At 42.6% G+C, this 13,745-nt stretch carries 15 protein-coding genes; 2 read left to right on the forward strand and 13 right to left on the reverse strand.

The window, feature by feature from the left end:
- Window positions 1–9: 9 nt before the first annotated feature.
- The 12 genes from RT138_RS04475 to RT138_RS04530 form a co-directional block, all read right to left on the reverse strand.
- Window positions 10–492, reverse strand: coding sequence for an adenylyltransferase/cytidyltransferase family protein (locus tag RT138_RS04475; protein ID WP_313189726.1), 483 nt, complete (start codon window positions 490–492; stop codon window positions 10–12).
- 20 nt (window positions 493–512) lie between these two features.
- A complete protein-coding gene (locus tag RT138_RS04480; protein WP_313189727.1) occupies window positions 513–1,892 on the reverse strand; it encodes a nucleotide sugar dehydrogenase in 1,380 nt (459 codons plus the stop codon).
- 45 nt (window positions 1,893–1,937) lie between these two features.
- A complete protein-coding gene (locus RT138_RS04485) occupies window positions 1,938–2,450 on the reverse strand; it encodes a winged helix-turn-helix domain-containing protein (protein WP_313189728.1) in 513 nt (170 codons plus the stop codon).
- Between the two features lie 92 nt (window positions 2,451–2,542).
- Window positions 2,543–4,339: a hypothetical protein gene (locus RT138_RS04490; RefSeq protein WP_313189729.1), complete on the reverse strand. Its 1,797-nt coding sequence runs from the start codon at window positions 4,337–4,339 to the stop codon at window positions 2,543–2,545.
- Between the two features lie 83 nt (window positions 4,340–4,422).
- Window positions 4,423–5,292 carry a glucose-1-phosphate thymidylyltransferase RfbA gene (gene rfbA, locus RT138_RS04495; protein WP_313189730.1) on the reverse strand — a complete coding sequence of 290 codons (870 nt, stop codon included), beginning with the start codon at window positions 5,290–5,292 and terminating at the stop codon, window positions 4,423–4,425.
- A gap of 21 nt (window positions 5,293–5,313) precedes the next feature.
- Window positions 5,314–6,186, reverse strand: coding sequence for a dTDP-4-dehydrorhamnose reductase (gene rfbD / locus RT138_RS04500; RefSeq protein ID WP_313189731.1), 873 nt, complete (start codon window positions 6,184–6,186; stop codon window positions 5,314–5,316).
- A 6-nt stretch (window positions 6,187–6,192) separates the two neighbouring features.
- Window positions 6,193–6,753, reverse strand: a complete 561-nt coding sequence (gene rfbC / locus RT138_RS04505; RefSeq protein ID WP_313189732.1) for a dTDP-4-dehydrorhamnose 3,5-epimerase — start codon at window positions 6,751–6,753, stop codon at window positions 6,193–6,195.
- Window positions 6,754–6,770: 17 nt separating this feature from the next.
- On the reverse strand, window positions 6,771–7,826 hold the full coding sequence (gene rfbB, locus RT138_RS04510) for a dTDP-glucose 4,6-dehydratase (protein WP_313189733.1): 1,056 nt from the start codon (window positions 7,824–7,826) through the stop codon (window positions 6,771–6,773).
- Window positions 7,827–8,087: 261 nt separating this feature from the next.
- A complete protein-coding gene (locus tag RT138_RS04515; RefSeq protein ID WP_313189734.1) occupies window positions 8,088–8,567 on the reverse strand; it encodes an adenylyltransferase/cytidyltransferase family protein in 480 nt (159 codons plus the stop codon).
- Between the two features lie 1,044 nt (window positions 8,568–9,611).
- Window positions 9,612–9,761, reverse strand: coding sequence for a hypothetical protein (locus tag RT138_RS04520; RefSeq protein WP_313189735.1), 150 nt, complete (start codon window positions 9,759–9,761; stop codon window positions 9,612–9,614).
- A gap of 922 nt (window positions 9,762–10,683) precedes the next feature.
- Window positions 10,684–10,959, reverse strand: a complete 276-nt coding sequence (locus RT138_RS04525; protein WP_313189736.1) for a hypothetical protein — start codon at window positions 10,957–10,959, stop codon at window positions 10,684–10,686.
- A gap of 519 nt (window positions 10,960–11,478) precedes the next feature.
- On the reverse strand, window positions 11,479–11,757 hold the full coding sequence (locus RT138_RS04530; protein ID WP_313189737.1) for a hypothetical protein: 279 nt from the start codon (window positions 11,755–11,757) through the stop codon (window positions 11,479–11,481).
- 407 nt (window positions 11,758–12,164) lie between these two features.
- Here RT138_RS04530 and RT138_RS18855 point away from each other — a divergent pair, with 407 nt between their 5' ends.
- Window positions 12,165–12,572 (forward strand): helix-turn-helix domain-containing protein, encoded by a 408-nt coding sequence (locus tag RT138_RS18855; protein ID WP_409529445.1) that lies wholly within the window; start codon window positions 12,165–12,167, stop codon window positions 12,570–12,572.
- 68 nt (window positions 12,573–12,640) lie between these two features.
- Here the strand turns inward: RT138_RS18855 and RT138_RS04540 are convergent, their stop codons facing one another.
- Window positions 12,641–12,889, reverse strand: coding sequence for a hypothetical protein (locus RT138_RS04540; protein ID WP_313189739.1), 249 nt, complete (start codon window positions 12,887–12,889; stop codon window positions 12,641–12,643).
- Window positions 12,890–13,198: 309 nt separating this feature from the next.
- Between RT138_RS04540 and RT138_RS04545 the strand changes: the two genes are divergently transcribed.
- Window positions 13,199–13,672 carry a hypothetical protein gene (locus RT138_RS04545; protein ID WP_313189740.1) on the forward strand — a complete coding sequence of 158 codons (474 nt, stop codon included), beginning with the start codon at window positions 13,199–13,201 and terminating at the stop codon, window positions 13,670–13,672.
- Window positions 13,673–13,745 lie beyond the last annotated feature (73 nt).

Here is a 13,745-nt window from a genome sequence, read left to right on the forward strand (position 1 = left end):
AAAAACTCTTTAATATTTATTCTGATTCTCTTTCTCCGCAACAATCTTCCTCAAACCGCTACTCGAAAACCTATGATCTCTACTATTAAAATAAAGCTCTATCCCTTTCTCCTCACAATATTTCCTTCCCGTAAAGTCTCTATCCTTATATTCATCCCCTACAATCCTCACATCCAATTTAAAGGACCTCAATATATCCTCTAAATCCTGCTCGGTTGAGTAAGGAACAATCTCATCCACTGAAACGCACCCTCTCAATTGAATGTAGCGCTCAACAACAGTTTGAGTAGGCGCATTCTTTTCAGGGCGATCCAATGTTGGATCCATTTGCAAACCACAGATCAGATAATCACACTGACGTTTTGCCTCTGCCAACATCATGATATGTCCGGCATGCAAAAGATCAAATGTTGAAAATGTTATACCTACGCGAGGACCAGGATTATAATCCTGATGTTTAACTTCTTTTATGTCTTTAATCTTCTCTTTCATATACAGTTAAGATTTATTGCTTATTCACCAATAGCATAGTATACAAATCCCAGGCTTTCAATTTTCTTTCTGTCCAACAGCTTTCTGCCATCAAAAACAAAGGCAGGCTTTTTCATGGACTCTTTGATTCTTTTCCAATCCAAGTCCTTGAATTCGTCCCATTCTGTAAGGATGGCAAGACCGTGGGCATCTTTAGCAGCTACATAAGGATCTAACACAACAGACAACAGCTCCTTATTTTCTTCTGGGGATCTTGTATCCAAGTAATCCAGATCCTTAAAGATTTGATTTTCTTGCACTTTTGGATCATAGACTACGATTTGAGCCTGTTCATCCAGCAAATGGTCTGCGACATAAATGGCAGCTGATTCCCTTGTATCATTAGTGTTTTTCTTGAAAGCCCATCCGAGAAAAGCAATTTTCTTGCCATTAACCGTATTGTACATGGATCGGATGATCTTTTCTGCAAACCTTGTCTTTTGGTGGTCGTTTATCAAGATCACCTGTTCCCAGTAATCAGCTACTTCGTTCAAGTTATAGGAACGAGAGATATAGACCAGGTTCAGCAGGTCTTTCTGAAAACACGATCCACCAAAACCAACTGATGCCTTTAAAAACTTTGATCCAATCCTGGAATCCTGTCCTATGGCATGTGCTACCTCGTCCACATTCGCTCCAGTAACCTCACATAGTTCCGAAATAGAATTGATCGAGGAAACACGTTGCGCTAAAAAGGCATTTGCTACCAATTTAGACAGTTCAGATGACCAAAGATTGGTACTGATTATCCTTTCAGAGGGCACCCATGCTTCATAGATTGACTTCAGAGCATTTATAGCCTCAGGATCTTCTCCGCCGATCAAAATCCTGTCCGGATTATGCAGATCTGGAATAGCCGTACCTTCAGCTAAAAACTCAGGATTCGACAATACATGGAACTGTACTCCTTTGCCTGTATGGTCCAAGATACTTTTGATGGTAGCAGCGGTCCTGACCGGAATGGTTGATTTTTCAACGATGATCTTCGAGGATGTCGCTACATCTGCAATCTGACGCGCACACAATTCAATAAACTTCAGGTCAGCAGCTTGCCCTTTACCTTTTCCATATGTTTTTGTAGGGGTATTCACTGAAATAAAGATCATATCTGCCTCAGAAATGGCTTTTTCAATTTCAGTCGAGAAAAATAGATTACGGCCTCTGGCTTCATTAACAACTGCGTCAAGTCCGGGCTCATAGACTGGAAGTTCCTCTAAATCATCTGAATTCCAAGCTTCAATGCGCGCTGCATTTAGGTCAACGACCGTAATTTGGATATTTGGATTTTTCTGAGCTATGACAGACATCGTTGGTCCCCCAACATATCCTGCTCCTATACATGCAATCTTTTTGATTTTCATTGTTGAATTACCAAGTGATAATTGGCATGCACCAATTTACAGTTTTCAATTTTCTTTCTGATATAAAATTATCTGCCCATTCACTTCTTTTGGCTTTTCAAGATAGATCTTGATCCTTTTGCCCAACAGTTTCTCGGTTTTGCCGCTAACCTGCAATAAATATGCCGAATCGATTACCTTTCCAGTGATCAAAATTTCAATAACCCCTGAATCAACTCCATTTGCATAATCCCCCAACAATGAAACCTGCTCCACGTCACCTGTCCTTTCAAGCACATGGTCGATAGCCTGGTCTATACCCAAAAAGGTACGCACCAAATTCTGCAAACTCTGGAAAAGAGGATGCTCTACATTCGCACGATAATAAATTTTATTGTTGTCTTGGTACTTGATCAGATATCCTGCGTCTGAGAGCTGGTTGAGCTCTTTTCGGATCGAGTTGGTCGATTCATTGAATTCTTCAGCGATCCCCCGCAGATACCCCTTATTGGTCGAGCTTACGAAAAACTTGATCAGGAGTTTCAGTCGGGTCTTTGATGTGATCAGCGAATCTAACATACCATAGAAAGTGAGCAACAAAAGTACTCAACGATTTCCGTAATTTCAAGAATATAATAATTTAGGGAAAGAATTAACAATTTAATAACAGGTTACTCCGCTTCCATTTTCTTTTTCAACCGCTGCTTGGCCTTCTTTACCCCTTCTAGTGTAATACCGAGCAGATCGGCCATGCTCCTGTTGTTCAGTCCGAGCTTCATCAGAGAAATTAGGCGGATATCATATTCGGTCAGCCTAGGGTTGGCCCCCCTCTCCTCTGCCAGGTAACCCGGATAAACACGCTCAAAGATATCATTGAACTTTGTCCATCGCTCTTCCGTCATCACCTGTTTCTCCAGCATCCTGTTCAGACTGTCATTTAACTTTTCCTGACGGTCGGGAAAGTGGTCAAGGTTCTCCATCACCTCGTTGCGAAACCTCTGGATAGTTAGGTCATTCTGTTTGATGGTATTAACAAAATCCTGCAAAGACCTGTTCAGGACACCCAGTTCGTGGTCCACGAGCTGCTTTTCATAGGACAGTTCTATTTGGTTTCTTTCAAGGACAGCGTTCATGTACATGATCCGGTTCTTGGAGCGGTTCACCAGTAAGAGGATCAGGGCTAGGCCCAAGACAATAAAGATGAACGCATAGATGTATGTCTGGAAATCTTTCCTCCGCCTCAGCCCTTCGTTCTCTAGGCCCTGTGCATATCGCTGTACCTCCCACTGGTAGGCCACTTTCTGGAGTTTCTCAAAATCAAGCTTTTCGTCCATGCTGTCCTTTAGTTGGAGGTACTCCTTTAGGTACTTCAGTTCCTCTTGGGGCCTTTTCTGTCCCCCTGCCACTTTGGAAAGGACTCTTTTAGACTCCATCATGTATGGTAGGTAATACGGTTTCGGCTCCATGTCGCTCTGGGCTTCCAAAACATGGCTCTTGGCCTTTTCCCATTCTCCCTGTTCTGTGTATAGGTTTGCCAGTTCAAGGTTGGCACGCATCGCATCCTGGGTCTCCTCGAACTTCCTTGAGAGCGCCACGTTCTCCAGTAGAAGCTTTATGGCTATCTCTCTGTTGCCCTTTTTGGCCTCGATATCGGCTAGGTTTCCAGTAACGATCCCGACCCACACCGAGTCATGAGCCAGATTTGCCTCCTTCAGAGCGAGCTTGAAATATCGATATCCAGCCCCCAGAAGGGAATCCTTCATACTGTATACTCCGAGCGAATTTAACATATCGATGCGTTTCCTGCTAGGTTTTTTGGCAAAGGGAAGAGCTTTTTGGAGATATTCCTTTGCTTTGGCCTGATTGCCGATGAAACTGTAAAAGCTCGAGACAAACACATAGTTTTCCGCAATATTGGGAACCCGCTCCAGCTTAACATCATTAACCATGTCATCTGCCCTGAGGAAAAAGGGGATCGCATTTGAAACGTCCCTGTAGATAAAATGATAGTATCCTTGGCGTATCAGGCCCACCTGGAGTAGTTCATCGTACTTTCCTGCGGACACCAGTTCCTTGGCCATGCGGTAATAACGGTCGGTAACAGGGTTTACCCTGTCAAAAGCCATGGAGAAGCCATCTGCCATCAACATATAATAGGCCCATTTTAGGGGTACGCTCCTTTTCGCCTCCGCCAACAACTTTACGGAGTCCAAGCGGGCCACCAGGGTAAGGGTATCGCCATTGAAGTTCACATTGGTCCTTAGGATCTCCTCCAATTCTGCCAGGTCCTTCTCTTTTTGCGATTGTGCGGCAAGGGTGAAGGCAGGGTGCATCAGGAATTGTAACACTAATATCAGAAGGAGGGTCAATGTACTTGGTCTAGGTTTCATCATCTCAAATTTCGCGACAATTGGTGAAAATGCAAGCCCCAAATCGTAAATTACCACATATCGGTATGGTTTTATCATATTATCGGCGCTCGGCCGACCTACAAATCATGTTCAGGGAACAAACGTATCAATAAACGGACATTTAACCTTAAATTAGGTCCTTATCTGCTGATTTTCTTTAGATAGTCAAAATAGACGCCCTTTAGGTCCTTTACCCTCTGGAAGAGGGTTTCCTTTTCGATATAGCCCTTGGATAGAGCGATCTCTTCCAGACAGGCAACCTTCAGGGATGTTCTTTTCTCGATGGTCTTGATGAACTCGGTTGCTTCAGAGAGCGACTCATGTGTACCTGTGTCCAACCAGGCAAATCCACGTCCCAGGAGCTGGAGCTGCAGCGTCCCTTGGTTGAGGTAAGACTGGTTTACCGTGGTGATCTCCAGTTCGCCCCTATCCGAAGGCTTCACCCCCCTGGCGATCTCCACAACAGAGTTCGGGTAGAAATAGAGCCCCACAATGGCATAGTTCGATTTTGGTTCGCTTGGTTTTTCTTCGATGTCCAGGACCTTACCGGCTGCATCGAAAGCCGCAACGCCATAACGTTCCGGATCCTCTACGTAATATCCGAAAACCACAGCCTCTTGCTGATTTTCGATTTTCGCCCTGGCCTCCATTAATTGCTGCTGAAGTCCGGCCCCGTAGAAAATATTGTCCCCCAGGATCAGGCACACGTCATCTCCTCCGATAAATTCTTCACCGATGAGGAATGCCTGCGCAAGGCCATCGGGCGAAGGTTGTTCGGCATAGCTGATCGCTATCCCCAACTGACTGCCATCCCCGAAGAGCCTTTGGAAATTCGGTAGATCCTGGGGAGTCGAAATAATCAGGATGTCCCTGATACCGGCAAGCATCAATACCGAAAGCGGATAGTAGATCATCGGCTTGTCGTACACAGGCAGGAGTTGCTTGGAAACAACCTGGGTAAGCGGATGTAGCCTGGTCCCGGATCCTCCAGCTAATATTATTCCTTTCATATTCTATTTTTTTCTAGTTTTCTATTTGGATCGCTCAGAAAGCTTTGCCATCATCCTCTCCAGGCTGTCCTGCCATTGCGGCACATTGATTCCGAACGTTGTCCTGACCTTACCCTTATCTAATAGGGAGAAGTGCGGTCGTTTGGCAGGTGTCGGAAAACTGGAGCTGGGAATCGGATGTACCTTACATTGAAGGCCTGAAACATCCCTTATCTTGACAGCAAAGTCGTACCAGCTGGCCCTGCCTTCATTTGAATAATGGTAGGTTCCCGGAACCCAGGGCCCTGAAACCACTATATGCTCTATCAGTTCAGCAAGGTCACGGGCATAGGTCGGGGATCCTATCTGGTCAGAGACCACACTGATCTCTTGCCTGCTCTTCATCAGGTTCATCATGGTCTTCACGAAGTTCTTCCCAAAGGTTGAATAGACCCAAGATGTGCGAATGATGATAGCATCCGGACAGTTTTGCTCTATTGCCTCCTCTCCACTTCGTTTGGTCCTGCCATAGACATTAATCGGGTCGGTAGGATAGTTTTCATCCAGGGCCTGGTCAGCATTGCCAGGAAAAACATAATCCGTGGATATATAGATCAATCTGCAACCGCGGGATTTCGCATATTTTGAAATTTCCAGCGTTGATAGATGGTTTACCCTATTGGCTAGGTCAACTTCAGTTTCTGCTAAATCTACTGCTGTAAATGCTGCGGAATGAACGATATAATCGGGGTGATACACTCCTAATACGGACTGAACCAACTCTGGGTGGGACAAATCCAGATCCTGACGATCTAAAAAGACCAAATCGGCGATATCACCAGATTGCCAGATATCCCTAAGCTCCGAACCCAACTGCCCTGAACCTCCCGTAACCAATATTTTGAGGGCTTTCATCTTTTCCTAATCTAAAAACAATTTGGCAACTGCATCCTTAAATGAAGGCAGTATTAGATCCTTTTCTGAAACGATCAGATCATCAAATGGAAGTTGCCAATCAATATTCAATTGCGGGTCCTTGTAGGACACGCCCCACTCTGCGGCGCTGTTGTACAGGTTGTCGCACTTATAGAAAAACTCTGCAGTTTCGGAAAGCACGATAAATCCGTGCAGAAAGCCCCTCGGGACAAACAGCTGCCTTTTGTTTTCCGCGGACAGCAGTACGGAAAAGTGCTGTCCAAAGGTTTCCGATCCAGGTCTGGCATCGACGGCCACATCCAGTACCTCGCCCTGCAGGACCCTTACCAATTTAGCTTGGGCAAATTCCCCTGACTGTGCGTGAAGTCCGCGCAAAACTGCCCTGGAGGAGAAGGACTGGTTGTCCTGCACAAAGTCCACGTCCAATCCGGTCAGCTCCCTAAAAACGGATTGGTTGTAACTCTCGAAAAAATACCCCCTTTTGTCTCCAAAGACACGGGGTTCTAAAATATAACAGTCCTTAAGACCGGTCTCTATGACATTCATGAATATCACTTTATGAATCAAATACCACCGTAATGCTTATCATAATAATTCTGGTAGTCTCCCGAAGCGACCTTTTCCAGCCATGGCTGGTTGGCTAAGAACCAATCGATTGTCTGGGACAGACCCTGTTCAAAGGTCACGCTCGGTTCCCAACCCAGTTCATCTTTTATCTTGTTCGCATCGATTGCATACCTCAGGTCGTGTCCGGGTCGGTCCTTCACGAACTGGATCAATTTTTCAGAGGTCCCAGGCTCGCGGACCAATTTTTCATCCATCTGCCTGCACAGTTCCCTCACCAGGTCTATGTTCTTCCATTCATTAAAACCTCCAACATTATAGGAATGTCCGTTCACACCTGCATGGAAAACTGTGTCTATCGCTCGTGCATGATCGATCACATACAGCCAGTCACGTGTATATTTTCCATCTCCATAGATCGGCAAGGGTCGGTTATTGAGGATATTGAGGACGCACAGAGGGATAAGTTTCTCAGGAAAGTGGTTGGGTCCATAATTGTTTGAACAGTTCGTGATCACAACCGGCATTCCGTAAGTGTCATGGTAAGTCCTTACAAAATGATCAGAAGCCGCCTTGGAGGCTGAGTAGGGTGAATGTGGGTCATAACTGGTCTCTTCTGTAAAAAATCCCGTTTCTCCCAGTGTGCCATATACCTCATCGGTGGAGACATGGTGGAACCGTTTACCATCTAAATCGTCCTTCCAATATTCCTTTGCCACATTTAATAGATTCACCGTACCGATTACGTTCGTGTTCACAAATGCCAGCGGATCCGTGATCGAGCGGTCCACATGGGATTCTGCAGCTAAATGGATAACTGAATCGGGTCTATATTCTGAAAATATTCCTTCCAGTGCTCTCCCATCACGGATGTCGGCCCTCACAAATTTATAGTTTGGTCGATCCTCTATGTCCACCAGATTCTCCAGGTTACCTGCGTAGGTCAGTGCATCCAGATTCACAATCTGGTATCCGGGATATTTGTGCACAAAGTGCCTAACGACATGAGATCCTATAAATCCCGCTCCTCCAGTGATAATAATCGTTCTGTTCATACTACAAAATAAATAAATAAAACCAGTTACTTATAACAGTGAATCCCAAATTCCAATAAATTAGGGAACCCATATGGTCCGAATTCCTGGAATTTCGTGGTAGATTATCGATTATGCGATATATGGGATTATCCTTTCTATAATCCAGATCTTCCATCCAGATAGCCATTAACCTACGTTTTCCACAAGCATAAAGTATCTCCCAATTCCTATCTTTCAATAGAAACATTGGATCCACGCTGAAATTTTAAACTGTAAATGCTATTTATGGTTATTCTTTTGATTTTCCTTATCCGCAACGATCTTTCTCAGGCCGCTACTTGAAAACCTATGGTCCCTGCTATTGAAATATAGTTCGATGCCTTTCTCCTCGCAATATTTCCTTCCCGTAAAGTCCCTATCCCGATATTCATCCCCAACGATCCTTACATCCAGCTTAAAGGACCTAAGGATATCCTCTAGGTCCTGTTCGGTAGAGTAGGGAACGATTTCATCCACAGACACGCAACCTCTCAATTGGATATAACGCTCAACAACGGTCTGGGTAGGGGCATTCTTTTCGGGACGGTCAAGGGTAGGGTCCATCTGCAGCCCACAAATCAGGTAATCACATTGCCTCTTAGCCTCTGCCAGCATCATGATATGGCCAGCGTGCAAGAGATCAAATGTCGAAAATGTAATACCTACCCGGGGGCCCGGATTATAGTCAAGATGTTTAGGGTCTTTTTTCTCCTGTTTCATAATTCATGCATTGTACAATAATGTAAACCTTCTCAATTTAGGAAAAAGTTCCTTGAGTCCAAAAAACTAACGCCCCTAATCGGCCATAAACCGACAAATACGTCTATTCCATGCCACAATCTAAGTTTTTGTAGAACTTTGGCTATATGGTCACCTTTTCAATTTAATGGATACGGTATAATGGCAACCATATCCAAGACATCATTTTTCTCAAAAAACATACTTCTCCCATCTCCTGAAAGTTCCCCGAAGTCCAGCCCAGATTTCGCCAGAAAAATCCGAAGCTCTTGGAAAAACCCATCGCAGGGTTAGGAAAGCCTGAACCTGCCCTTGAGGCCGGTGCCAAAATTTTCCCGCCCTGATTTTCTGTCAATAAGAATGCAATGAAAGCTCCCTACTGACCTGGGTAGTGGGGAATTATACCTAACCTGCATTTTGCAATTAATTTTCTATTTGGAGGAACTATCAAAAGAGCCTAATGATGCGCGCGTTCTCGGCAGCGGTAGCGACCCCTGGCGAAGAAAAACAAAAACCTCTGGATAATGTGGAGGATCGTACCCAAAAGCCAATACAGTTCCATGGGCAATTTGGAGATTTGCAAAGGAAAGACTGTTTAATATGCATTTGGAACCCCAGGTTGGCTATCTGTGGAATAACAATATGATGGCAAAAGCCTTTCAAACATTATCTGAAACTTCATATCGGAATGCTAACAAAGCCTGAGCAACCATCATTAATGCCTGAAGCTTACAGCGTCCCTTGGTTGATTTTGGCAGTACTCGAAATTTTGAGCCGGGCCCTTTACCTTCCCGATAGGTTAGGGGAAAATGGATCAGTTCCATCTATAGAGCAATACATGAGGGGCCTGATTTGGTGCCGGGTGGACAGATGGTAAAACAGTTGAGCTGGAGGTGCATTGAACAATAAATGAAATATTACATCCGTCCAAAAAACATAAGTACTACAGGAAGTCAATAATACTATTCACATTTTGACCATAATAGGTTGTTGAATATCAAGTCCATCGTTAATTACTAACGTACCTTACTCCAATACGTTAAAATAGACCTGCCTTACTATAATAGCTACGGCAGCGACAAACAGCACAATCCCGATGATCTTGTTTATCTTGAATCCATACCTGATAAGGAGGAAACTTAACACCACCAGTAAAAGAGAAATTATTACTTCCATTACAAATCATTAAGTACGTTAAATAATATTGAGACAATAAAAGCTGTTCGAGGCCTCCCAGCCTAATCCTGTCTATGCACCTTCGACAAGGATTGCCTTGAGCCAAACGATAAACCTATATCACCTTTCGTTATTGGGCCGTTTTTTTGTCATTGCAAAAAATCACCTACCATATTTAGGCTAAAATTACTACTGGCCCCCTCGGGCAAGTCAATCTGAAGTTATCTTATCCAACAACCTTGGTTTACCTATAGTTAACCAACTTAGGCTCAAAAAGTTTTAAATTGTTGGTACGGGGATTTTCTGGCCACAGGTATGCCCTTAAAAGAAATAACAAGGGTATGGCCAGCAGGAATGCCGGAGATAAGGAGATCTTCATTATCTCCGATCCATCGGTACTTAGTTATTTAAGCGATCGGACTTCCTTCTGGATTCCACTGTAGGGACAAAAATGATTATTTTGGATTTATCAATGATTCAAGGATATATCCTTCCTCCATACCCTTATATGTACATTGCCTCTATCTGTTACCGTACCGTGGATTGCAATTTTCAACGTAGGAAGTGCCTTACTGAACTATGTCAGATTTAATATCATTCTTTAGGTTTTACAGCACGGGGTTTTTATATTGCAGTGAAATTTCTGTAATGCAATTACCTAGGCAAGACCATCAGTCAATTTATAGGTAATCGGGGTTAAGTTTCAAAGTGAACTATATTTGTTTCGGAAAATGCCCTGCCTGTCAGGGCCTTCCGTATTAAAGCCCCCCCTTCCTGATTTCGCCATCTTTCATTGGGAATCTCGTCATCAAATCTTCAATCCCGTTAAGCGAAATTAAAAATTATATTCCCCTGGGATATACACTAAATCCGTTTCATTTCCCACCGCTAATAGCCGGGATCATGGTATTCTTATAAAAAATTACTGCCAAGGCAAGCTTATCTTTCCAGATATGGGATGGTAATGGAAATCTTCTATAGCTTCAAAAATATAATGATAGGTTGCTTGGGCAGCATCTAGTTTAACTATATATTTCTCAAGCTGTTCCTCTTGCACCTTTTTAAATACCCACATATTCTGGTTTGGGTCTTTTGATCTTATCTGCAGGACCATTATCTGATAACCTTTACCGAGCGCTTCCTCCAGGAGGGATTTACTGATCTCTAACATATCGTCATTCTTAAACTGGTTCACCATTCAAATATTTCGATTTCTTGGATCGGTGCGTATGGCTCGTACCCTCCCCCCCCCCATTTTGACTCCTGTCCCACCCGCGAGAGCACCATATAGGTGATACTTACATTTGGCGGAAAGGTTCCTTCCGGATGGGAGTGTCACCCGCTATTTTTTCTTGTTTTGACCTTCTGGAAATGACTTCACCTAAAGGCTATCTTAAAAAGGTGGGGACAGATGTCCCCCCAAAAAGCTTTTGCACATTTCTTTTATGTTACCTTGATGGCTCTGGGTCAATCAGAAGAGTTAGTGTCAAGAGGAGCTTACCCCCGACACTATCAAACTCGGACAGATGTGGGGTCCATAAAACCGGTCCATATTTGCCAAGTGGTGTTTGGTGGCTTCAACTTCTTCCCACTTCCCAGGCTAACAGCAATTTTGCGGACAGAACACCTCAAATTTCAGGTCGGCCACCCGTTAACTCCACTTTCCTATACCCTTTGGACAGATTCCTAAGTTGGGGAATGGCCAAGGATGTTATTTTTAATAGCTCAAGGCCTCTTCGGAAGAACGATGCGAGGTGTCCTCATGCCACTTTACACAAAACTTTAGCTTCACAATTTTCGTACTGTCATTAATTGAACAGATATCATGGCCCACGAACACATAATCGGAAAGCTCCTCTATAAAATAGAAATGCTTTTCTATTTCTTGGACGTATTGTCGAATAAGTTCATCATAATCTTCCTTCTCGCATAGAAGGGGTCGTCTTATAGTCAATATCTTTGGCATATGGATTCTTTCTTCTATAACAATTTTCAAGCTAAATGGTTTGCCAGATCCCCCTCCTATATAGCTTGAATTCTTCAGTCAGCAATCCGGGAGCAGGGTCATTGATCCTCCTCGGCAAACCTCCACCTGGAGATCAGAGTGCTTGTATCGGATTCCTGGTTAGCTTCTCTCTCAGGTCACTTGGACCATATATATGGTCTCTCCAAAAATTTAAGAGGCTAAGACAGGTATTATTGTCTTCCCTAACAGGTTCCTAACAGATGATTTCTGTGCGCTTGATGACCAAAGAAGATTTACTTTTCCAAAAAGATAAATGAATACAGTATATTAGCCGGGTATTTTACTAAACTTAAAAAAATTTTCAGCTATGAACCCTCGCACAACAAGCATAGGTTTAAAGTTACAGGGATTTAAATAAGTTAAATAAATGCAAGACAATGAAGGACAAAAAGAACGGTAAACCTTACGTAAGCGCTCTGACTGAAAATAAGATTATTGGCCAGTTAAAACGTTGGCAGCAGGAAAATCGGTTTCTAGACCCCAAACTCGATCTAAAATCGCTTGCAAAGGAAATCGGGGCCAATCATAAATATATTACGCACATAATAAACAGGAATCTCGACACAAATTTCTCGCATTATGTTAACCGGCTGAGGACTAATTATATGTTACAGTTGCTCGGCAACAATGGCGACTCCTCGAAGGTAAATCTCACGATCCTGTCCGCCAAATGTGGATTCTCATCATATTTTAAGTTTGCACGTTTTATCCGCCTTGAGTACGGAATCTCTCCAAAAGAACTTTTCAGCATCGATCGACCTATTGATGTGTCAAGGATTTTTTAATACGCGATATACAAGCATGGACCGTATGGCCCGAACTGGACTATGTATTCTAACTGAATGTTTGGTCATCATGATTCCCTCCTTACTAGCTGGGAGAAACCCCTTGCAACAGTCAGCACCTGTGCCAGTACCGTAAATAAGGCCTCAACACCATGGTCCATCACAGGAAGCGATTTTGGGTTCCGCCCAAAAAATTGATCAGGATGAACATTTTCGCTCTGCCGGGCACGGACTGTCACGGAAATCAGGGAACGGCCCAAGGAAAACTCTAAAAGAGCTTGTTGATCGTAGTTGTAGTAATACATGCTACTATTCATATAAAAAAGAATCAAATCGTTATTGATAAACTTATAGATCTTTCGTCTAAATATCTCACAAGGAGCTTAGAGACCTATTTTGGTTAGATACGATAAGTCCCCTCCATAAAGCATTAAAAGGATTAAGCCTTTGGTTATTCGCTAAAAAACATTAGGTTCTTAGGCGTTTTTTTATATTTATTTATTGTTTAAAAAATGGAAAGGCAACAATTTAACATTCTAATGAAATTTATTACCATAATTGTTATAATCTTCTTTATCTACGGGTGTAATAATAGATAAAATAAAAATTCCAGAATTTCAAATGATATGATAAATATCGATGCGAAATCAAATTATAATGATTCAATCCCTCCGAGAATCACCTTTGGTGGGCCAATAAATAATTATATTTCTTCTTTAAGTAAAGATCTGTTGGAAGCACGAAGTACACAAAAATTTGAAGATGAGGAATTTTATTATACTTCATTATTCTCAGGAAAAAAAGAATTTATAAGCAAAGATAGCGGTTTTTTAACTATTATAGTTCAATACCCATTTGTTGCTTTAATAAAAGCTAAATCCCCCAGTAATATTATAATCAATTCAAATAATATGAAAAAAGATAAAAAGAAGTATACATATGGGATATTTAGAAACTCAAAGTTCTATATTTTAGATTTAACAAACCCAGGTTTAAATTTCACTGATGAGTGTTGCCAATTAATATATAAGGGAGGAGTATTGACAGAAAAAACAAATAATACTCAGGTTGTTTACAATGAGGTAAATGAAAAACATTAATCGATTAATAATATTTTATATTCTCAATAACTTATCCTTTATAGGTCGGTATTCGGTCTATGGTGTTTAATTT

The sequence above is a fragment of the Sphingobacterium sp. genome (assembly GCF_032065005.1).
GTDB lineage: Bacteria > Bacteroidota > Bacteroidia > Sphingobacteriales > Sphingobacteriaceae > Sphingobacterium.

Coding starts and splice junctions, on each gene's coding strand:
- RT138_RS04485 (WP_313189728.1), bottom strand. CDS start 2,450: ATGTTAGATTCGCTGATCACATCAAAGACCCGACTGAAACTCCTGATC.
- RT138_RS18855 (WP_409529445.1), top strand. CDS start 12,165: ATGAAGGACAAAAAGAACGGTAAACCTTACGTAAGCGCTCTGACTGAA.
- rfbD (WP_313189731.1), bottom strand. CDS start 6,186: ATGAAAGCCCTCAAAATATTGGTTACGGGAGGTTCAGGGCAGTTGGGT.
- rfbC (WP_313189732.1), bottom strand. CDS start 6,753: ATGAATGTCATAGAGACCGGTCTTAAGGACTGTTATATTTTAGAACCC.
- RT138_RS04490 (WP_313189729.1), bottom strand. CDS start 4,339: ATGATAAAACCATACCGATATGTGGTAATTTACGATTTGGGGCTTGCA.
- RT138_RS04480 (WP_313189727.1), bottom strand. CDS start 1,892: ATGAAAATCAAAAAGATTGCATGTATAGGAGCAGGATATGTTGGGGGA.
- RT138_RS04545 (WP_313189740.1), top strand. CDS start 13,199: ATGATAAATATCGATGCGAAATCAAATTATAATGATTCAATCCCTCCG.
- rfbA (WP_313189730.1), bottom strand. CDS start 5,292: ATGAAAGGAATAATATTAGCTGGAGGATCCGGGACCAGGCTACATCCG.
- RT138_RS04475 (WP_313189726.1), bottom strand. CDS start 492: ATGAAAGAGAAGATTAAAGACATAAAAGAAGTTAAACATCAGGATTAT.
- rfbB (WP_313189733.1), bottom strand. CDS start 7,826: ATGAACAGAACGATTATTATCACTGGAGGAGCGGGATTTATAGGATCT.
- RT138_RS04540 (WP_313189739.1), bottom strand. CDS start 12,889: ATGAATAGTAGCATGTATTACTACAACTACGATCAACAAGCTCTTTTA.
- RT138_RS04525 (WP_313189736.1), bottom strand. CDS start 10,959: ATGGTGAACCAGTTTAAGAATGACGATATGTTAGAGATCAGTAAATCC.
- RT138_RS04515 (WP_313189734.1), bottom strand. CDS start 8,567: ATGAAACAGGAGAAAAAAGACCCTAAACATCTTGACTATAATCCGGGC.
- RT138_RS04520 (WP_313189735.1), bottom strand. CDS start 9,761: ATGGAAGTAATAATTTCTCTTTTACTGGTGGTGTTAAGTTTCCTCCTT.